This window comes from Pseudomonas sp. PA-6-3C, from assembly GCF_021605825.1.
GTDB classification, from domain to species: Bacteria; Pseudomonadota; Gammaproteobacteria; order Pseudomonadales; family Pseudomonadaceae; genus Aquipseudomonas; species Aquipseudomonas edaphica.
In genome coordinates, this window is sequence record NZ_WKDV01000001.1 from 15,810 (window position 1) to 34,926 (window position 19,117).

14 protein-coding genes and 2 pseudogenes are annotated in these 19,117 nt (G+C 60.7%); 11 read left to right on the plus strand and 5 right to left on the minus strand.

Annotation, left to right across the window (positions count from 1 at the left end):
- Positions 1-45 precede the first annotated feature (45 nt).
- Positions 46-336 (plus strand): nucleotidyltransferase family protein, encoded by a 291-nt coding sequence (locus GIW48_RS00080; RefSeq protein ID WP_017134527.1) that lies wholly within the window; start codon positions 46-48, stop codon positions 334-336.
- Positions 333-677: a HepT-like ribonuclease domain-containing protein gene (locus tag GIW48_RS00085; RefSeq protein ID WP_169986771.1), complete on the plus strand. Its 345-nt coding sequence runs from the start codon at positions 333-335 to the stop codon at positions 675-677. Before GIW48_RS00080 ends, GIW48_RS00085 begins: the two co-directional genes overlap by 4 nt.
- Positions 678-710: 33 nt before the next feature.
- Here GIW48_RS00085 and GIW48_RS00090 read toward each other — a convergent pair whose 3' ends face one another.
- Positions 711-2,129 carry a short-chain fatty acid transporter gene (locus tag GIW48_RS00090; RefSeq protein WP_099549200.1) on the minus strand — a complete coding sequence of 473 codons (1,419 nt, stop codon included), beginning with the start codon at positions 2,127-2,129 and terminating at the stop codon, positions 711-713.
- Between the two features lie 186 nt (positions 2,130-2,315).
- Here GIW48_RS00090 and GIW48_RS00095 point away from each other — a divergent pair, with 186 nt between their 5' ends.
- Positions 2,316-3,605, plus strand: coding sequence for an MFS transporter (locus GIW48_RS00095; protein WP_236460570.1), 1,290 nt, complete (start codon positions 2,316-2,318; stop codon positions 3,603-3,605).
- A 3-nt stretch (positions 3,606-3,608) separates the two neighbouring features.
- On the opposite strand, the gene GIW48_RS00100 is transcribed toward GIW48_RS00095, so the two are convergent.
- Positions 3,609-4,979: a GntT/GntP/DsdX family permease gene (locus GIW48_RS00100; protein WP_236460571.1), complete on the minus strand. Its 1,371-nt coding sequence runs from the start codon at positions 4,977-4,979 to the stop codon at positions 3,609-3,611.
- A 216-nt stretch (positions 4,980-5,195) separates the two neighbouring features.
- Here GIW48_RS00100 and GIW48_RS00105 point away from each other — a divergent pair, with 216 nt between their 5' ends.
- The 4 genes from GIW48_RS00105 to GIW48_RS00120 all read left to right on the plus strand — a co-directional run bounded on the left by GIW48_RS00105 (position 5,196) and on the right by GIW48_RS00120 (position 11,711).
- Positions 5,196-6,101 carry a cation diffusion facilitator family transporter gene (locus tag GIW48_RS00105; RefSeq protein ID WP_176992561.1) on the plus strand — a complete coding sequence of 302 codons (906 nt, stop codon included), beginning with the start codon at positions 5,196-5,198 and terminating at the stop codon, positions 6,099-6,101.
- A 111-nt stretch (positions 6,102-6,212) separates the two neighbouring features.
- Positions 6,213-7,433, plus strand: a complete 1,221-nt coding sequence (locus GIW48_RS00110; protein WP_236460572.1) for a TolC family protein — start codon at positions 6,213-6,215, stop codon at positions 7,431-7,433.
- A gap of 18 nt (positions 7,434-7,451) precedes the next feature.
- The gene (locus tag GIW48_RS00115) at positions 7,452-8,558 is read left to right on the plus strand and encodes an efflux RND transporter periplasmic adaptor subunit (protein WP_186618438.1); all 1,107 of its coding nucleotides are present in this window, start codon (positions 7,452-7,454) and stop codon (positions 8,556-8,558) included.
- 18 nt (positions 8,559-8,576) lie between these two features.
- A complete protein-coding gene (locus GIW48_RS00120) occupies positions 8,577-11,711 on the plus strand; it encodes a CusA/CzcA family heavy metal efflux RND transporter (protein ID WP_236460573.1) in 3,135 nt (1,044 codons plus the stop codon).
- A gap of 1,029 nt (positions 11,712-12,740) precedes the next feature.
- Here GIW48_RS00120 and GIW48_RS00125 read toward each other — a convergent pair.
- The 3 genes from GIW48_RS00125 to GIW48_RS00135 form a co-directional block, all read right to left on the minus strand.
- Positions 12,741-14,135 carry a heavy metal sensor histidine kinase gene (locus GIW48_RS00125; protein ID WP_236460574.1) on the minus strand — a complete coding sequence of 465 codons (1,395 nt, stop codon included), beginning with the start codon at positions 14,133-14,135 and terminating at the stop codon, positions 12,741-12,743.
- On the minus strand, positions 14,132-14,806 hold the full coding sequence (locus GIW48_RS00130) for a heavy metal response regulator transcription factor (protein WP_017137677.1): 675 nt from the start codon (positions 14,804-14,806) through the stop codon (positions 14,132-14,134). Before GIW48_RS00130 ends, GIW48_RS00125 begins: the two co-directional genes overlap by 4 nt.
- A 342-nt stretch (positions 14,807-15,148) precedes the next feature.
- Entirely contained in the window at positions 15,149-16,468 is a 1,320-nt protein-coding gene (locus GIW48_RS00135; protein WP_170036129.1) for an OprD family porin, read from the minus strand.
- Positions 16,469-16,694: 226 nt separating this feature from the next.
- On the opposite strand from GIW48_RS00135, the gene GIW48_RS00140 reads away from it, so the two are divergent.
- From GIW48_RS00140 to GIW48_RS00150, 4 genes and pseudogenes are all read left to right on the plus strand, one after another.
- Positions 16,695-17,027 (plus strand): DUF2790 domain-containing protein, encoded by a 333-nt coding sequence (locus tag GIW48_RS00140; RefSeq protein WP_017137675.1) that lies wholly within the window; start codon positions 16,695-16,697, stop codon positions 17,025-17,027.
- Positions 17,028-17,222: 195 nt separating this feature from the next.
- Positions 17,223-17,909 (plus strand): annotated as a pseudogene (locus tag GIW48_RS29790) (PAS domain-containing protein); the annotation flags it as partial.
- Between the two features lie 108 nt (positions 17,910-18,017).
- A pseudogene (locus tag GIW48_RS29795) lies at positions 18,018-18,449 on the plus strand (methyl-accepting chemotaxis protein); the annotation flags it as partial.
- A 60-nt stretch (positions 18,450-18,509) separates the two neighbouring features.
- Positions 18,510-19,085, plus strand: coding sequence for a flavin reductase family protein (locus GIW48_RS00150; protein WP_169986786.1), 576 nt, complete (start codon positions 18,510-18,512; stop codon positions 19,083-19,085).
- The last annotated feature ends 32 nt before the right edge of the window (positions 19,086-19,117 follow it).

A 19,117-nucleotide genomic window follows, 5' to 3' on the forward strand; every position in this document is an offset into this window, starting at 1 on the left:
GGCACTGCTAAACTGCGTCAATAATGGATGCCACCGAGGTGAACCGTGAAACCTTCAATCGCCCTTGATCTAAAACGGGCCGCCGTCAGAGAGGTGGTGGGGCGTTTCCGTATCTCAAATCCAAGGGTGTTTGGGTCTGTCTTGCTGGGTACCGATCAAGAAGGTAGCGACCTTGATCTGCTGGTAGATGCTCCGCCGGGGACCACGCTTTTTGATCTTGGTGGATTGCAGGTAGAGCTGGAGGATCTGCTCGGGGTCAATGTGGACCTGCTGACGCCTGGCGATTTACCACTGAAGTTTCGCGCAAAAGTGTTGGCTGAGGCACGCCCGGTATGACAGTAAATCGCCTCGGGGACTACTTAGATCACATAAGGCAAGCCACCGCTGATGCGATCACATTTGTTGACGGCTTGAACAAAGAAGAGTTTCTGGAAGACAGACGTACTCAACAAGCAGTTGTCATGAGTCTGATCATCATTGGTGAGGCATCAACAAAAATCATGGATCAGCATCCAGATTTCGCTGCGAGTCACCCGCAGATCCCTTGGCGTAGCATGCGCGGGATGCGCAACCGGATTGCCCACGGTTATTTCGATATCAACCTCGATGTGGTTTGGGACACGATCCAGGATGCGTTGCCTGATCTATTGCATCGCCTTCCTGTGGTTCCAGCCTGACTGCGCCTGTGCAACAAGCGCAGTCAGGGTCGTTTAAGGCATCACCGGCGGCAAATACTTCAACGTCGTCCCCAGCGCCCACAACAGAAACAACACCAGCGGCGTGTGCACCAGCAACTGCACAAATGAAAACCCGATCAGATCCCGTGCCTTCAGCCCCAGCACGCCCAGCAGCGGCAGCATATAAAACGGGTTGATCAAGTTCGGCAGTGCCTCAGCCGCGTTATAGATCTGCACCGCCCAGCCCAGGTGGTATTGCAGGTCATTGGCCACTTGCATCACGTAAGGCGCTTCAATAATCCACTTGCCACCGCCCGACGGGATAAAGAAGCCCAGCACCGCCGAGTACACGCCCATCAACAGCGCGTAAGTGTCGTGGGAGGCGATGGAGGTAAAGAACAACGAGATATGGTGCGCCAGGGTCTGGCCGTCACCGCCTTTCACCACGGTCATCAACGCGGCGATCGAGCCATACAACGGAAACTGGATCAGCACGCCCGTGGTGGTCGGCACGGCACGCGCCACCGCATCCAGGAAGCTGCGCGGACGCCAGTGCAGCAGCGCACCGACCATGATGAACAGGAAGTTATAGGTGTTAAGCCCCGAAATCGCGCTGATCGCAGGTTTGGTCGAGAACTCATGGAACAACCAGCCAGCCGCCAGCAAGGCCAGCAGGATGGTCAGCAGCGGGCTGTGTTCCAGCCATTCGCCCGGACGCGTCGGCGGTTGTGGTTTGGGCATATTGAAGGCCGGGTCGACACCACAGGCCTTGGCATCACGCGCACTATTGGGGCCGGGTGCGGTGGCATAGGCGATGATCAGCGACACCACGATCAGCGCCAGTAACAACACGCCCGATTGCCACAGGAAGATGGTCTCGGTGAACGGGATCATCCCGGTGATCGACAGGATCGACGGCGGCAAACTGGCCGGGTTGGCCTGCAACTGCGCCGCCGACGACGACAGCCCCAATGCCCACACGGCGCCCAAACCCAAATAAGCCGCAGCCCCGGCGGCGCGGTAATCCATGCGCAAATCCGTGCGACGGGCCAGTGCGCGCACCAGCAAACCGCCGAACACCAGGGACAAGCCCCAGTTAAGCAAAGAGGCGACCATGGAAATCAACGCGACCCACGCCACGGCCGAGCGGCCATTCTTGGGGACACGTGCCAGACGGTCGATCAGCTTTACGGCGGGAGGCGAACTGGCCACCACATACCCGCCGATCACCACAAAGGCCATCTGCATGGTGAACGGGATCAGGCTCCAGAACCCGTCGCCAAAGGCCTTGGCGGCTTCGGTCGGCGCGGCACCCATGCCCAGGGTCGCCACGGCAACAATGATCACCGCCAGTGCGGCAAACACCCAGGAATCCGGAAACCAGCGTTCGGCGAAGTTGGAACAGCGCAGGGCAAATCGGGCATAGCGGCTTTCTTCGATAGCATCGGCCACGAGTCTTTCCTCTTGTATTTATTATGGGTGTTGGCAGTTTTACGGCATGTTCCGCTACAGGCATTGATATGGGAATGCAGTTATCTTCATCGATCCATGAGGAAAACAAATATATCTGTCGCGATTGCCATCACTGGGCGCAGCTCATAACCTGCACGCCATTTTGTTTGTCTGCCGAGCCTTTACATGACTGCCACCTTTTCCCCACGGGCGCAGCGTTTTTCCCCTTCCGACTACAAAACCCTGGGCCTGGCCGCCCTCGGCGGCGCGCTGGAAATCTACGACTTCATTATCTTCGTGTTCTTTGCGCTGACCCTCAGCCAATTGTTCTTCCCGCCGGAAATGCCCGAATGGCTGCGCCTGCTGCAAAGCTTCGGCATCTTCGTCACCGGTTACCTGGCGCGCCCGCTGGGCGGCATTCTGATGGCGCACTTCGCCGATCACCTGGGGCGCAAACGCGTGTTCAGCCTGAGCATCCTGATGATGGCCTTGCCGTGCCTGCTGATCGGGATCATGCCCACCTACGCGCAAATCGGTTATTTCGCCCCGCTGATTCTGTTGGCCCTGCGCGTGCTGCAAGGCGCCGCAGTGGGCGGCGAAGTGCCGAGTGCCTGGACCTTCGTCGCCGAACACGCACCGCGCCACCACCGAGGCTACGCGCTGGGCTTCCTGCAAGCGGGGCTGACCTTCGGCTACCTGCTCGGCGCACTCACGGCCACCTTGCTGGCGCAAATCTTCACCCCCGCCGAAATCCTCGACTACGCCTGGCGCTTCCCGTTCCTGCTCGGCGGCGTGTTCGGTGTGATCGGCGTGTGGCTGCGCCGCTGGCTCAGCGAAACCCCGGTGTTCCTCGAAATGCAGGCTCGCCGCCAGGCCGCCGCTGAAATGCCGTTGCGCACGGTGTTGCGCGACCATCGCGCCGTATTGCTGCCGGCGATGATCCTCACCTGTGTCCTGACCTCGGCAGTCGTGGTGTTGGTGGTCATCACGCCCACCATGATGCAAATAACCTTTGGCATGAGCCCCAGCCATACCTTCGCCCTAAGTGCGCTGGGCATCGTCTTCCTCAATATCGGCTGCGTGCTTGCCGGTTTGCTGGTGGACCGCATCGGCGCCTGGCGCGCAGTGCTGGTCTACAGCCTGTTGCTGCCGGTGGGCATTGCGGTGCTGTATGCCAGCCTGATCAGTGGCGGCGTGTGGCTGGGCGCGGCGTATGCCGTGGCGGGCTTGAGTTGCGGCGTGGTAGGCGCGGTGCCGTCGGTGATGGTCGGTCTGTTCCCGGCGCAGGTGCGGGTGTCGGGGATTTCGTTTACCTACAACATTGCCTATGCGTTGTGGGCGAGTACAACGCCACTGTTGCTGATCGCGTTGATGCCGACCAGCCCGTGGATTTGCGTGGGGTATTGCGTGGTGATGGGCGCGGTGGGCGTGGCGAGTGTGGCGCTGTTTGGTAAGCGCCACACCTTGGCCGCCTGAGGGTCAGGTCAAAAAGTGCCAGAGCAGCAGCGTACCGACTAGCCCGACCACCGAAACAATCGTCTGCAACACCGACCACACCCAAATCGTCTGTTTCAGTTGCAAACCAAAGTACTCACGCACCATCCAGAACCCGGCGTCGTTGACGTGGCAGAAGAACACCGAGCCCGCGCCAATCGCCAGTGCAACCAAGGAACTCTGGGTCGCGGCCAGCCCGGCCATCATCGGCGCGAGGATGCCCGCCGTAGTGGTGGTAGCAACTGTCGCCGAGCCGGTGGCCTGGCGCAGGGCCACGGCGATCAGCCAGGCCAGCAAGAGATACGGCATGTGCGCGCCTTCGGCGACCTTGCTGATGGTCTGGCTGACGCCGGCGTCCAGCAGGGTTTGCTTGAGGCCGCCGCCGGCGCCGATGGTCAGCAGTAATACGGCGATGGGCGCGAGGGCTTTGCGCAGGGTGTTGCCGACTTCGGCACGCGGCATGCCGGCGGCCCAGCCCAGGCAGATGACGGCAGCGATCACGGCCAGGCCGAGGGCAATCAGCGGTTCACCGAGGAACTTCAAGGTCAGGCCGACGGTGCTTTCGGCTGGCAACGCGACTTTGGCCAAGGTGCTGCCGAGCATTAAAATCACCGGCAACAAAATGATCAGCAGCGACACACCGAAGCTCGGCTGGCGCGGGGCCTTGGGTGGCGCACTGAACAGCGCGCCAATGTCGGCCGGTTCATCCACGTGCAGGCGTTTGGACAGCCAGTTGCCGTAGAGCGGGCCGGCCAGGATCACCGCCGGCACCGCCAGGCAGAAGCCCAGCAGCATGGTCAGGCCCAGGTCGGCGTGCAATGCGCTTACCGCAATCAACGGCCCCGGATGCGGTGGCATCAGGGCGTGCAGGGTGGTCATGCCCGCCAGCGCCGGGATGGCAATTTTCAGCAATGGCTGGTTCGAACGTTTAGCCATCACGAAGATAATCGGCACCATCATCACCAGGCCGACTTCGAAGAACAGCGGCAATCCAATCACCATGGCCACCAGCGCCATCACCCACGGCAGTGACTTGCCTTTGCCCAACCCGAGCAAAGTGGTGGCGATGCGGTCGGCCGCGCCGGATTCGGCCATCAGCGCGCCGAGCATCGAGCCCAGGGCGATGATGATCCCGGCTTCACCGAGGATCGCCCCGGCGCCTTTGCTGAAGGCTTTGGCGACTTCTTCCGGCGGCAGCCCGGCGCCCACACCGGCGATGAACGTACCGATCAGGATCGACAGGAACGGCGGCAGCTTGGTGGCGCTGATCAACACAATGATGCTGGCGATGGCCAGCAGAACACAAAACATGAGGCGGGTGTCGTGAACCATCCACGCGGCAGTCGATAACTCCAAAACGGGACTCCTTATCGAACAGGTTGGCTAATTTGTTTCTTTTTGTTTCCTGCTCGAAAAGCATACCTGATAGAAATGCCGCAGCGCATGCATGGGCGATTTTGGTGCGCTCAATCTAACGATGAGCTGGCGGGCGAGTGACAAGTTTGCAAGGTATGCGCGGGAATTTGGCCTATAGCTCTATGATCAACGGACTACACACCACGAGGACATGCCATGAGCGCAGGACACAGCCACGCCCAAGTACGCGCCGGCCACGAACGCAAGTTATGGATGGCCCTGGGGCTGACCGGCAGCTTCATGATTGCCGAGGTTATTGGCGCTTTTGTCACCGGCAGCCTGGCGTTGTTGTCCGACGCCGCGCACATGATGACCGACGCCCTGGCCCTGGCGATTTCCCTGGTGGCCATTCAGGTCGCCAAGCGTGCGGCCGACCGCAAGCGCACTTTTGGTTATGCGCGTTTCGAAATCCTGGCGGCGGCCTTTAATGCGCTGCTGCTGTTCGCCGTGGCGTTTTACATCCTTTACGAGGCTTATCAACGACTGCAGGCGCCAGCCGAAATCCAGTCCACCGGCATGCTGGTGATTGCGGTGCTGGGGCTGATCGTCAACCTGATCTCCATGCGCCTGCTCAGTGCTGCCAGCGGTGAAAGCCTGAATGTGAAGGGCGCTTATCTGGAAGTCTGGAGCGACATGCTCGGTTCTATCGGCGTGATCATCGCGGCGGTGGTCATCATGTTTACCGGCTGGGGCTGGGTCGACTCCGTGGTGGCGGCGGCGATTGGTTTCTGGGTGTTGCCACGCACCTGGACGCTGCTCAAGGAAAGCATGAACGTACTGCTGCAAGGCGTGCCGGACGGCATGGATATCGATCAGGTTGAGCAGGCCATTCGCAGCGTGCCTGGAGTCAAGGACGTACACGACCTGCATATCTGGGCGCTGACCAGCGGCAAGAATGTGCTCAGCACGCATTTGGTCGCGGATCCGTCCCAAGGCACTGAGCAACAAATCCTCACGCGGGTGACGGAGTTGCTGCACGAACAGTTCGATATTCCCCACGTCACCTTGCAGGTCGAAGGCGAAGGTTTTCATCACGACGACCCTGACGAGGTGCACGCTTGAGGCTGTGCCTTTCGGATTTGTAATCTTTGCTCCACCGCTCTGATAAGTCGCGAAAGCTACATTGCCCCCGCTGGTAAACCTCAGCGAATTCATGGGCGTGGAACTCTCGTTATGGCACTTTCGTTTAGAACATTTTTGGGGGGCGCAGCGTTGTGGGTAGCGGCGAACGCTGCCCAGGCGCAAACCCTGACTCTTGATTCAGCCCTGCAAACCGCCTTCGCCAACAACCCCGACCTGGCCGCCGCGCAATGGGAAATCGACATTGCCCAAGGCGGCCGCCAGCAGGCGGGCTTGATCCCCAACCCAGTGGCTTCCTGGGATGCCGAAGACACCCGCCGCAACTCGCGCACCACCACCATCAAACTCAGCCAGACCCTGGAACTGGGCGGCAAACGCGGTGCGCGCATTGATGTGGCAACACGCGCTCAGGATGCCGCCGCGTTGACCCTTGAGCAGCGGCGCAACGGCCTGCGCGCCGATGTGATCGACAGCTACTACGGCGCCCTGCGTGCCCAGGAGCGCCTCGACCTGGCGCAACGCTCAATGGCCTTGGCCGAGCGCGGCCTGGTGGTCGCCAATGGCCGCGTCAAAGCCGGCAAATCGTCGCCGGTAGAAGCCACTCGCGCCCAGGTGCAGTTGTCGGAGATCCGCCTGGAACTCAACCGCGCACAGATCGGCCTCACGGATGCCTACCGCCGTCTCGCGGCCAGCACCGGCAGCGCCAACCCTGACTTCCAGGCGGTCGCCACGCAAAGCCAATCCGCACCACCGTTGCCGCCCTCCGCACCCTTGCTGGCGCGCCTGGAGCAAACCACCGAGTTGCGCCTGGCCGAACTGTACATCCAGCAAAGTGAGGCCAGCGTGGGCCTGGAAAAAGCCCAGCGAATTCCCGACCTCGACGTGTCGATCGGCAGCCAGTACGACGCCAGCGTGCGTGAACGTGTGAACGTGGTGGGTGTGTCCATGCCGATCCCGTTGTTCAACCGTAACCAGGGCAATGTGCTTGCCGCCAGCCGCCGTGCCGACCAAGCCCGCGACCTGCGTAACGCTGTCGAACTGCGCCTGCGCACCGAGACCCGCCAGGCCCTGGACCTGTGGCAAACCGCCGATACCGAAGTGCGCGCCTTCAACCAACAGATCCTGCCCGCCGCCCAAAGCGCGGTGGACAGCGCCACCCGTGGCTTCGAGATGGGCAAGTTCAACTTCCTCGACGTGCTCGACGCCCAGCGCACCTTGATCGCCGCACGCACCCAATACCTCACGGCGACCGCCCAGGCCACCGATGCCTGGGTGCGCATCGAACGAATTTACGGCGACCTCGCCCGGTTTTGATTTTTTCTGGAGTCCTCTATGAAACATAAACATGGCGTGGCGCTGGCCGTCGCCCTGGGCCTGATGCTGTCTGGCTTTGCCGTCGCCGATGAAGAAGAAGGCGCGCTTGAACTCACTGAACAGCAGATCCAGGCCGCCGGTATCCAACTCGCCCAGGCGCAACCGCGCTCGATCAGTACAGTGCTGACGCTGCCGGGGGAAGTGCGTTTCGACGAGGACCGTACCTCGCACATCGTCCCGCGTGCGGCCGGTGTGGTGGAGGCGGTGAAGGTCAACCTTGGCCAGTCGGTGAAGAAAGGCGAGCTGTTGGCGGTCATCTCCAGTCAGCAGATTTCCGACCAGCGCAGCGAGCTGGCGGCCAGCGAGCGCCGGGTCGAATTGGCGCGCACTACGTTCCAACGCGAGCGCCAATTGTGGAAGGACGAAATCTCCGCCGAACAGGATTACCTGCTGGCGCGTCAGACCTTGCAAGAGGCCGAAATCGCCCTGAACAATGCGCGCCAGAAGATGACTGCCCTCAGCGGCAGCGCGGTCCTGGTCGGCGGCAATCGTTATGAACTGCGTGCGCCGTTCGCCGGCGTAGTGGTGGAAAAACACCTCGGCGTCGGCGAGGTGGTCGGCGAGACCAGCAACGCCTTCACGCTCTCGGACCTGTCCCAGGTGTGGATCACCTTCGGTGTGTTTCCCAAGGATTTGAACAAGGTCCGGGTCGGCAAACCGGTGAAGGTCACCTCCACGGAAATGGGCACGCAGGTGCAGGGCACCGTGGCCTATGTGGGCAACCTGCTCGGCGAGCAGACGCGTACCGCCACCGTGCGCGTGACCGTGCCCAACCCCGATGACGCCTGGCGCCCGGGCCTGTTTGTGACGGTGCAATTGGCCACCGATACCTACCAGGCCAAGGTCACCGTGCCAGAAACCGCGATCCAGACCGTCGAGGACAAACCCTCAGTGTTTGTGCGCACTGCGCAAGGCTTTATCACCCGTCACCTCGAACTCGGTGTGAGCGAAAACGGCTACGTCGAAGTGCGCCAGGGCCTTGAGGCCGGGGCACAGGTGGCCACTGTCGGCAGCTTCATCCTCAAGTCCGAACTGGGTAAAGGCTCGGCCGAGCACGCCCATTGATCCTGCGAGTGATTCCCCATGTTTGAGCGCCTTATCCAATTCGCCATCGAGCAGCGCATCATTGTGCTGCTGGCGGTACTGTTGATGGCCGGTGTCGGCATCGCCAGCTATCAGAAGTTGCCCATCGACGCGGTGCCTGACATTACCAACGTGCAGGTACAGATCAACTCGGCGGCGGCCGGTTTTTCGCCGCTGGAAACCGAGCAGCGCATTACCTTTCCGATTGAAACCGCCATGGCCGGGCTGCCGGGTTTGCAGCAGACGCGTTCGCTGTCGCGTTCGGGGTTGTCCCAGGTGACGGTGATTTTCAAAGACGGCACCGACCTGTTTTTCGCCCGGCAATTGGTCAATGAGCGCCTGCAAGTGGCACGCGGGCAACTGCCGTTGGGCATCGAAACCGCGATGGGACCGATTTCCACCGGCCTTGGCGAAATTTTCCTGTGGACCGTCGAGGCCGAAGACGGCGCGCGCAAGGACGACGGCACGCCCTACACGCCGACCGACCTGCGCGTGATCCAGGACTGGATCATCAAGCCGCAACTGCGCAATGTGCCGGGCGTGGCCGAGATCAACACCATCGGTGGTTTCGCCAAGGAATACCAGATAGCCCCGGACCCCAAGCGCCTGGCGGCCTACAACCTGACCTTGGGTGATCTGGTCACGGCGCTGGAGCGCAACAATGCCAACGTCGGTGCCGGTTACATCGAGCGCAGTGGCGAGCAATTGCTGATCCGTGCGCCGGGTCAGGTGGCGTCGATTGATGATATTGCCAACATTGTGATCACCAGCTCGGATGGCACGCCGATCCGCGTGCGCAATGTGGCGCAAGTCGAAATCGGCCGCGAGCTGCGCACCGGCGCGGCCACCGAAAACGGCCGTGAAGTGGTGCTGGGCACGGTGTTCATGTTGATCGGCGAAAACAGCCGCACCGTGTCCCAGGCGGTGGCGAAGAAACTCGAGGAAATCAACCGTTCGCTGCCCGCCGGTGTGGTCGCCGTGACGGTCTACGACCGCACCAACCTGGTGGAAAAAGCCATCGCCACGGTGAAGAAAAACCTCTTCGAAGGCGCGCTGTTGGTGGTCGCGGTGTTGTTTCTGTTCCTGGGCAATATCCGCGCGGCGCTGATCACGGCGATGGTGATTCCGCTGGCAATGTTGTTCACCTTTACCGGCATGTTCACCAACAAAGTCAGCGCCAACCTGATGAGCCTCGGCGCGCTGGACTTCGGCATTATCGTCGACGGCGCGGTGGTGATCGTCGAAAACGCGATCCGCCGTCTGGCCCATGCGCAGCAGCGACATGGGCGGTTATTGACGCGCAGCGAGCGCCTGCATGAAGTGTTCGCGGCGGCCAAGGAAGCACGGCGTGCGCTGATCTTCGGGCAGTTGATCATCATGGTGGTTTACCTGCCGATTTTCGCCCTCACTGGCGTGGCCGGGAAGATGTTCCATCCCATGGCGTTTACCGTGGTGATTGCGCTGCTGGGCGCGATGATTCTGTCGGTGACGTTCGTGCCCGCCGCGATTGCGCTGTTCGTGACCGGCAAGGTCAAGGAAGAAGAAAATCTGGTGATGCGCACTGCGCGTCGGGTCTATGCGCCGGTGCTGGATTGGGTCATGACGCGCCGTTCATTGGTGTTCGGTTTGGCGGTGTTGACCATCGTCGCCTCGGGCGCGGTAGCGAGTCGCATGGGCAGCGAGTTTATCCCCAGCCTCAGTGAAGGCGACTTCGCCCAACAGGCTTTGCGCGTACCCGGCACCAGCCTGTCGCAATCGGTGCAGATGCAGCAGCAGCTGGAAAAAATACTGATCGCCCAAGTGCCGGAAATCGAGCGCGTGTTTGCGCGCACGGGCACGGCGGAAATCGCTTCCGACCCGATGCCGCCGAACATTTCCGACAGCTACGTGATGCTTAAACCGAAGGACCAATGGCCAGACCCGAAGAAGTCCCGCGAGGCGCTGATTGCCGATATCCAGCGCGCCAGTGCGATTGTGCCGGGCAGTGCGTATGAACTGTCGCAACCGATTCAGCTGCGGTTCAACGAGCTGATTTCCGGGGTGCGCAGCGATGTGGCGGTGAAAGTATTTGGCGATGACATGGCGGTGCTCAACAAGACCGCCGGGGAAATCGCCGAGACCTTGCAAAAGCTTGATGGTGCCTCGGAGGTGAAGGTGGAGCAGACCTCCGGCCTGCCGGTGCTGACGATCAATATCGACCGTGACAAGGCCGCACGTTTTGGCCTGAACGTGGGTGATGTGCAGGACACCATTGCCGTGGCCGTGGGTGGGCGCCAGGCCGGTACGTTGTACGAAGGCGACCGGCGTTTTGACATGGTGGTGCGGTTATCCGACGCGTTGCGCACCGATATCGAAGGCTTGTCGCGGCTGTTGATTCCGGTGCCGGCGTTGGCCGGGAGTGCGGCGGGGCAGTTGGGATTTATTGCGTTGTCTCAGGTCGCCAGCCTGGACCTGGTGCTCGGCCCGAACCAGATCAGCCGCGAGAATGGCAAGCGTCTGGTAATTGTCAGCGCCAACGTGCGCGGGCGTGATATCGGCTCGTTTGTCGAAGAGGCCGAGACGGCCATCAGCACCCAGGTGAAGGTGCCCGCCGGTTACTGGACCACCTGGGGCGGCCAGTTCGAACAGTTGAAGGAAGCCTTCGAGCGTTTGCGCATCGTGGTGCCGGTGGCGTTGCTGCTGGTGTTCGGGTTGCTGTTTATGATGTTCAACAACCTCAAGGACGGCTTACTGGTGTTTACCGGGATTCCGTTCGCCTTGACCGGTGGCATCATGGCGTTGTGGCTGCGCGATATTCCGCTATCGATCTCGGCAGGCGTGGGCTTTATCGCGTTGTCCGGTGTGGCGGTGCTGAACGGCCTGGTGATGATTGCCTTTATCCGCAACCTGCGTGAAGAAGGCCGCTCGTTAGCGCTGGCGGTCAACGAAGGCGCTCTGACGCGCTTGCGCCCGGTGTTGATGACGGCGCTGGTAGCGTCACTTGGATTTATCCCCATGGCACTCGCCACCGGCACCGGCGCCGAAGTGCAGCGGCCGCTGGCGACGGTGGTGATCGGCGGAATTATTTCCTCTACGTTGCTGACCTTGCTGGTGCTGCCGGCGCTGTACCAGTGGGCGCATCGCAAGGAGGAATGATGCGTATGAGCTGAGCGGGCTTGGTAATGAAATCACCAAAGCTCCCACAGGGGATCGGCTTTGTTGCTGCGGTTTCGGTTTGCAGGGCCATCGTGTCGAACGCAGACTCCACCAGCAACAAAGCTCAACTGTGGGAGCTGTCGAGCCCCAGCGAGGCTGCGAAGACGGCGGCATAGGCGACATATAAGTTGCCTGACCCACCGCTTTCGCAGCCTCGCTGGGGCTCGACAGCTCCCACAGGGGATCGGCTTTGTTGCTTGGGTCTTGGTCAGCAGGGCCATCGCGTCGAACGCAGATTCTGCCAGCGACAAAGCTCAAATGTGGGAGCTGTCGAGCCCCAGCGAGGCTGCGAAGACGGCGGCACAGGCGAGATATAAGGTGCCTGACCCACCGCTTTCGCAGCCTCGCTAAAGCTCGACAGCTCCCACAGGGGATCGGCTTTGTTGCTTGGGTCTTGGTCAGCAGGGCCATCGCGTCGAACGCAGATTCCACCAGCAACAAAGCTCAACTGTGGGAGCTGTCGAGCCCCAGCGAGGCTGCGAAGACGGCGGCATAGGCGAGAATAAGGTGCCTGACCCACCGCTTTCGCAGCCTCGCTAAAGCTCGACAGCTCCCACAGTGGATCGGCTTTGTTGCTTAGGTCTTGGTCAGCAGGGCCATCGCGTCGAACGCAGATTTTGCCAGCGACAAAGCTCAAATGTGGGAGCTGTCGAGCCCCAGCGAGGCTGCGAAGGCGGCGGCACAGGCGAGAATAAGGTGCCTGACCCACCGCTTTCGCAGCCTCGCTAAAGCTCGACAGCTCCCACAGGGGATCGGCTTTGTTGCTTAGGTCTTGGTCAGCAGGGCCATCGCGTCGAACGCAGATTCCACCAGCAACAAAGCTCAACTGTGGGAGCTGTCGAGCCCCAGCGAGGCTGCGAAGACGGCGGCATAGGCGACATATAAGTTGCCTGACCCACCGCTTTCGTAGCCTCGCTAAAGCTCGACAGCTCCCACAGGGGATCGGCTTTGGTTTGAAGTCCGCATTCCCTATTCAGGCAATACCCGAGGAAACACCAGGCGAAACAAGGTAAAGCCACCGGGCAGGCTGCGCACATCAGCCTGCCCCTGGTGCAGGGCCATGATTGATTGCACGATGGCCAGGCCCAGCCCGGTGCCGCCTTCGGTACGGGCGCGGCTGCTGTCGACGCGGTAGAAACGTTCGAACAGGTGCGGCAGGTGCTGCGCCTCAATCCCCGGGCCGGGGTTGCTGACCGACAGCGCAACCTGATTGCCATAGGCCTCCACCAGCATTGAAATATGCGACTGCGCCGGGCTGTGGCGAATGGCATTGGACAGCAGGTTGGACAGGGCACGTTGAATCATCAGGCGATCGCCCTGTACCTGGGCATCGCCGTTGAGGGTCAGGGTCAGTTGTTTGTCTTCGGCACTCAAGGCGAATAAATCCATCACTCGATGGGCCTCTTCTGCCAGCGACACTTGGGTAAATGAGCCTCGCGCGGCCGGATGGCTGACCTGGGCCAGAAACAGCATGTCGGAGACGGTGCGCGCCAGGCGTTCGAGCTCTTCGGTGTTGGACTCCAGCACTGCTTTGTATTCCTCCGGTGGCCGCTGGCGGGACAGCGTCACCTGGGCCTTGCCCATCAGGTTGGTCAGTGGCGCGCGCATTTCGTGGGCAAGGTCATCGGAGAACTGCGACAGCTGTTGCACGCCCGCGTCCAGGCGGTCGAGCATCACGTTGAAGCCATGGGCCAGTTCGCCCAGTTCCTGGGGCAGGTTGTCGATGGATAAACGGTGGGTCAGGTCCTGGGTGGTGACCTTGGCCGCCACATGACTGAACTGCTTCAGTGGCGCGAGCCCGCGTTGCACCAGCCACCAGGCGCCCATGCCGATCAGGATCAGCAGCATCGGCAAGGCAATCAACGTGGCGCGCAGGTAGGCACTGAGCAACGCCTGGTCGTCCATGCGGTCCAGCGACAGCAGCACGCGCACCCGTTCGCCATTGGCCAGACGCATCAGGCTGGAGGCGCTGAGCACCTGGTTGCCATTGCTGTCGGCCCAATTGAGGTAGCCGAGGGTTTCCCTGGGGGTGAAGTCCGTCAACAAAGGCTCCTGGGGCTTGGCGCCGATGCTCAGCAAGACGCTTTCATCCGGTGCGGTGCCGACGATGGTCAGGTAGAAATTGTCGTGGCCGATCACCAGGTCCATCAATGAGTGCGGGCGGGCGCGGATGCGGTTGGCATCCAGGCCTTGGGCCAGGCTGTGCTGGATCTGCTCCATCTTGCTTTCCAGGTTCTTGCGCGCCAGCTTTTCCAACTCGTGGGTCAGGGCCACGTACGCCAGGGTCGCCAGCAACAGCACCAGGCCGGCGCCCATCAGGCTGACCGTCAAGCCGAGGCGCATCGACAAACTCCCGGTTCTCATCCACGTGCCTCCAGCACATAACCCACGCCGCGAATGGTGTGGATCAGTTTCACTTCGCTCTGGTCATCGACCTTGGCCCGCAGGCGGCTGATGGAGACTTCCACCACATTGGTGTCGCAGTCGAAATTCATGTCCCACACCAGCGAAATAATCTGCGTGCGGGTCAGTACTTCGCCGGTCTGGCGCATCAGCACCTGCAGCAGCGCAAACTCCTTGGTGGTCAGGTCGATACGCCGGGTGCCGCGATAGGCGCGATGGCGACGCGGGTCCAGTTCCAGGTCCAAAACGCGGAACACGTCCGGCTGGGGGATATGCTCACTGCGCCGCAACAGGGTACGCACCCGCGCCAGCAGCTCGGGAAACTCGAAGGGTTTGACCAGGTAATCATCGGCGCCCATGTCCAGGCCCTTGATCTTGTCGGCCAGGCGGCCACGGGCCGTCAGCATCATCACCCGTTGTGTGCCATTGCGGCGCAATTGCTCCAGCACTTCCCAGCCATCCTTGCCCGGCAGGTTGACGTCGAGGATGACCAGCTCATAGGCGTGCTGCCCGGCCAGGTGCAGGCCGTCGATGCCATTGGACGCGCAGTCCACCACATAGCCGCTTTCATTCAGGCCCTGTTGCAGGTAGTCGGCGGTTTTTTGCTCGTCCTCAACCACAAGGATACGCATGGGGGGTTACCTTTTACTGAGGGATAAGGGCTCCATTTCCTTATGGAATCAGGTGTTTTGGGAGTAGGAAAAGTCTGAACCGTGAAGTAGCTTCAGGGTCAACTGCGACCATTGGTCGCTGCTAAACCTGCCCGCAAAAAAAAACGCCCCGAGGGGCGTTAAAAATTCATCTCTTTCCAAAGGAGCTACAAAAAAGCTTCTAGAGACGAATGTTGCTCGGTGCAAATAAGTTGATGCGAGTATAGGAACTTCAACTTAACGGGAAGCTGAGCTCAATATTACAGTTTTGATACCTGGCTATTTGTGAACAGATGTTAGTTAACGGCAAACGAATGTAAGGGCTCACAGTGCAACCAGTGGATACTCGGCAATCAAGCGAACTTCCTCCAGGTCTGACTCGAACGTACTGGAGCGCACCGTGGCCTGGCGTAAACGCAAGGACAAATCCTTGAGGCTGCCACTTTGCACCACGTACTTGGCCTCGATATCCCGTTCCCATCGGCGTTGATCGGTCAGCGGGTTACCGGCTGCATCGCGGCGCATGTACACCGCGTTGGCATTGCTGTAGTCGGCGCCGGTGCCTTTGGCGTAGCGGGTCATGAATGAGAGGCCGGGAATGCCGAAGGCCTGCATGTCGAGGTCGTAGCGGGCCATCCATGAGCGCTCCTTGGGCGAGTTGAAATCGCTGTACTGGATCGAGTTGTTGAGGAAGATCGAGTCCGACTGGCGCAGGTAGTCGAAGTCGTCATTGCCATTGTTGCGCTGGTGCGAGAGGGCCAGGCTGTGGGCGCCGACCTTGACCCCGAGCCTGGCGCTCCAGATGTTGTTGTTGAATTCGCCCAGCAGTTTTTTGCCTTCGTCCACGGCCTTGTAATAGTTCACGTCACCGAACAAGGACACGTTTTCACTCAATGGGTAACTGGCGTTGGTGCCGACGTAGTACTGGTCCCAGGCGTCCTTCAGGCGGCTGCTGTACGCACTGACACTGAGGTGTTTGTTCACCGCGTATTCGCCGCCGAAATAGCCGATCCAGGGCGAGTCGACCTTACCTGCATAGAAGGTCGCAAAGCCCTTGTTCATGCCGCTTTCACTCGGCTGGCTCATGCCGCTCAAGCGCCCGCCTTGCAGGCTCAGGCCCTCAAAGCTGGTGTTGTGAGCGGTGACGCCGCGAAAGCTTTCCGGCAACAGGCGCGAATCGCCAGCGGCCACCACCGGCGTGGCGGGGAACACATCGCCAGCTTTTATCACCGTATCCAGCACCCGTAGTTTCGCCGCACCGCCGAATTTGCTGTAGCTGCTTTCGGGGTGGTTGTCGCTGTCTACCGGCAGCACGCCGAACGACCCCTTGCCGCCGCTGCGACCGGTGCCCGAGTCGAGCTTGAGGCCGTACATGACGAACGCATCCAGGCCGAAGCCAACGGTGCCTTGGGTAAACCCGGATTCGAATTTGCCGATCAAGCCCTGCGCCAGGGCTTCAGAGTAACCGTTGCCGGTAGGGCTGGACTGGCCCTTGCGGTCATCGCGGTTGAAGTAAAACGTGCGCGCCAGCACGTTCACGCTGCTGCCTTCGATAAAACCGTCGGGCTTGTCCTCTAAGGCCACGGCCGCCAGGGGCAGTGCGGCGAGCAAGGAAAAGGGAAGGATATGGTTAGTAATGCGCATGGTTCGCTCCTGGGTAGTGGCAGTTTTCAGCTTCTTATAGAGGCGGGCGTTCTTATTGATCTGGCCCGGGCCGATAGTTGCAAACCGTGGATAACGAACTCATGGCGTGAACATTACAATTCTGGAAACTCACGGCCACCTAACAAATAAGTAATGTTTTGGTGAACATTGCGTCAGGGTTGGTTGATTAATCTCGTCACTGAACTTTTCTGACGAGGAACTAATGATGAACGCTTATAAAGTTGCCCTGGGTGTATTGGTCGCGGTCCTGTCTTTTGGCGCGTTGGCCGAAGGCGGCGGGGACCGCACCTTTGCCCTGATGATGGAGCGCAATGAAAAAGCCATGGCTGCTTACGCCGAAAAGAAGGGCAAGCCCGCACCCGAGGTGCAGGCCTACCGCTATGGCATGAAGCTGGACATTGAGAGGGTGGTCAACGTAACGCCGCCGATCCGCTCCTGCGAAGCGGTGCCGTCACGCATGACCTATGAAGACTCCACCGGCAAGCTCAATACCCTGGAATACCAAGTGATGGGTGTGTGTCGAAACAACGGCGGTTAATGGATCCAAAAAAAGACAGCTGGCTGCGGCGAAAAAAACGCTTCAGAAAACGCCCGCAGCGCCGATGCAGGTCAGATACACCTCACCCAATGCCATCGGTGCCTCATGTTCAATACCCGCCTGAAGCAAGAGCTGTCTGCTCTTCGCGAAGAATTGTCGAGCTTGCAGCAGGTCAAGGAGAGCCTGGAAAGTGAAATGCTGTGCCTGACGCTGGATGCCGACGGCCGGGTGGAGTGGGCCAATGCCAACTTCCTGCAAGAACTGATTTACCAGGCCAGCAACATCGTGGGGCGTCTCATTGATGAGCTGGTGCCGCCGCATGTGCGCCAGGACGAATTCCAGCTGCGCTTTAAAAATGCCCTGGTGCGCGGCGAACACTTCGCCGGCACCGTACGCCTGATGCGTGGCAACGGCAAGGAAGCGTGGCTGCGCTCGATTGTGCAGCCGGTGCGCAACTCGGAGGGGCGCATCAAGCATTTTTCGATTTACTCAAGCGACCTCACCCGCACCATCGAGGCGTCGCGCGAGCATGAAAACCTGATCACCGCGCTGGTGCGTTCCACGGCGGTGATCGAATTCGACCTCGACGGGCATGTACTTACGGCCAACGATCGCTTTCTCGGCGGCATGGGTTACAGCCTGGCGCAGATCCAGGGCAAACATCACCGCATGTTCTGCGAACCGCAGGAGTACAACAGTGCCCAATACCAACAGTTCTGGAAGCGCCTGAACGCCGGTGAATTTGTTGCGGCACGCTTCAAACGGGTCGACAGCCATGGCCGCATGGTTTGGCTGGAAGCCACGTACAACCCGGTGCTGGACGCCAATGACCGCCTGTACAAAGTGGTCAAGTTCGCCACGGTGATTACCGATCAGGTCAATCAGGAACAAGCCGTGGCCGAGGCTGCCAATATCGCCTACAGCACCTCGCTGCAAACCGACAACAGCGCCCAGCGCGGCACCACCGTGGTAACCCAGGCGGTGGATGTGATGCGTGATCTGGCCAAGCATATGCAACAGGCCGGTGACGGCATCGAGGCGCTGAATGCCCAATCCCAAGTGATCGGCACTATCGTCAAGACCATCAGCGGTATCGCCGAACAGACCAACCTGCTGGCGCTCAACGCAGCCATTGAAGCGGCACGTGCCGGTGAACAGGGCCGTGGCTTTGCGGTGGTGGCCGATGAGGTACGTCAGTTGGCCTCGCGTACCAGCAAAGCCACGGAAGAGATTGTCGGCGTAGTCCGCCAGAACCAGGACATGGCCCGCGATGCAGTGACCTTGATGAACGATGGCCGCCTGCAGGCCGAACAAGGCCTGGCCCTGGCGGCCGAGGCGGGCACGGTGATCGTGGAGATCCAGGACGGTGCGCAAAAAGTCGTCAGCGCGGTGGGCCAGTTCGCCAATCAGCTGTCGAGCTGACCCGTAGGGCGTGTGCTTGAGGTATCGTAGGTTTTTTCTTGCTTGAAGAGCCGACCCTCCATGAGCCCGACCCACCGTCGCCCCGTTCCGCTGTCCAAGGCCTACCGCTTGCTCAACCACGGCCCGACTGTGCTGGTCAGCGCAGCCCACGATGGCAAACGCAACATCATGGCCGCCGCCTGGGCGATGCCGCTGGATTTTGAACCGCCCAAAGTCGCCGTGGTGTTGGACAAGTCCACCTGGACCCGGCAACTGCTGGAAGGCGCCGGCACGTTTGTGTTGCAAGTACCCTGTGTGGCGCAGGCCGATCTGGTGCAGACGGTCGGCAATACCAGCGGTTCCGAGACCGACAAGTTCGCCGCCTACGGCCTGCACACCTTCAGTGGCGAGCACACCCAGGCGCCGCTGCTGGAAGGCTGCGTGGCCTGGCTGGAGTGCCGCTTGCTGCCCGAGCCGCACAACCAGCAGACCTACGACCTGTTCCTCGGCGAAGTGATCGGCGCCTATGCCGACGAGCGCGTGTTCAGCGACGGGCATTGGCACTTCGAAGGGCATGACGAATTGCGCACCTTGCACCATATCGCCGGCGGAAATTTCCTCAGCATCGGTGCGCCGGTTGTCGGGCGCGAGCTGTAAGCCACGGCTGCAGCGTGCTGCAGGCCGGGTGA

Excerpts from the sequence above, each read along its gene's own strand:
- GIW48_RS00130 (WP_017137677.1), bottom strand. The coding sequence starts at position 14,806 with ATGCGTATCCTTGTGGTTGAGGACGAGCAAAAAACCGCCGACTACCTG.
- GIW48_RS00125 (WP_236460574.1), bottom strand. The coding sequence starts at position 14,135 with ATGAGAACCGGGAGTTTGTCGATGCGCCTCGGCTTGACGGTCAGCCTG.
- GIW48_RS00105 (WP_176992561.1), top strand. The coding sequence starts at position 5,196 with ATGAGCGCAGGACACAGCCACGCCCAAGTACGCGCCGGCCACGAACGC.
- GIW48_RS00140 (WP_017137675.1), top strand. The coding sequence starts at position 16,695 with ATGAACGCTTATAAAGTTGCCCTGGGTGTATTGGTCGCGGTCCTGTCT.
- GIW48_RS00095 (WP_236460570.1), top strand. The coding sequence starts at position 2,316 with ATGACTGCCACCTTTTCCCCACGGGCGCAGCGTTTTTCCCCTTCCGAC.
- GIW48_RS00085 (WP_169986771.1), top strand. The coding sequence starts at position 333 with ATGACAGTAAATCGCCTCGGGGACTACTTAGATCACATAAGGCAAGCC.
- GIW48_RS00150 (WP_169986786.1), top strand. The coding sequence starts at position 18,510 with ATGAGCCCGACCCACCGTCGCCCCGTTCCGCTGTCCAAGGCCTACCGC.
- GIW48_RS00110 (WP_236460572.1), top strand. The coding sequence starts at position 6,213 with ATGGCACTTTCGTTTAGAACATTTTTGGGGGGCGCAGCGTTGTGGGTA.
- GIW48_RS00135 (WP_170036129.1), bottom strand. The coding sequence starts at position 16,468 with ATGCGCATTACTAACCATATCCTTCCCTTTTCCTTGCTCGCCGCACTG.
- GIW48_RS00120 (WP_236460573.1), top strand. The coding sequence starts at position 8,577 with ATGTTTGAGCGCCTTATCCAATTCGCCATCGAGCAGCGCATCATTGTG.
- GIW48_RS00115 (WP_186618438.1), top strand. The coding sequence starts at position 7,452 with ATGAAACATAAACATGGCGTGGCGCTGGCCGTCGCCCTGGGCCTGATG.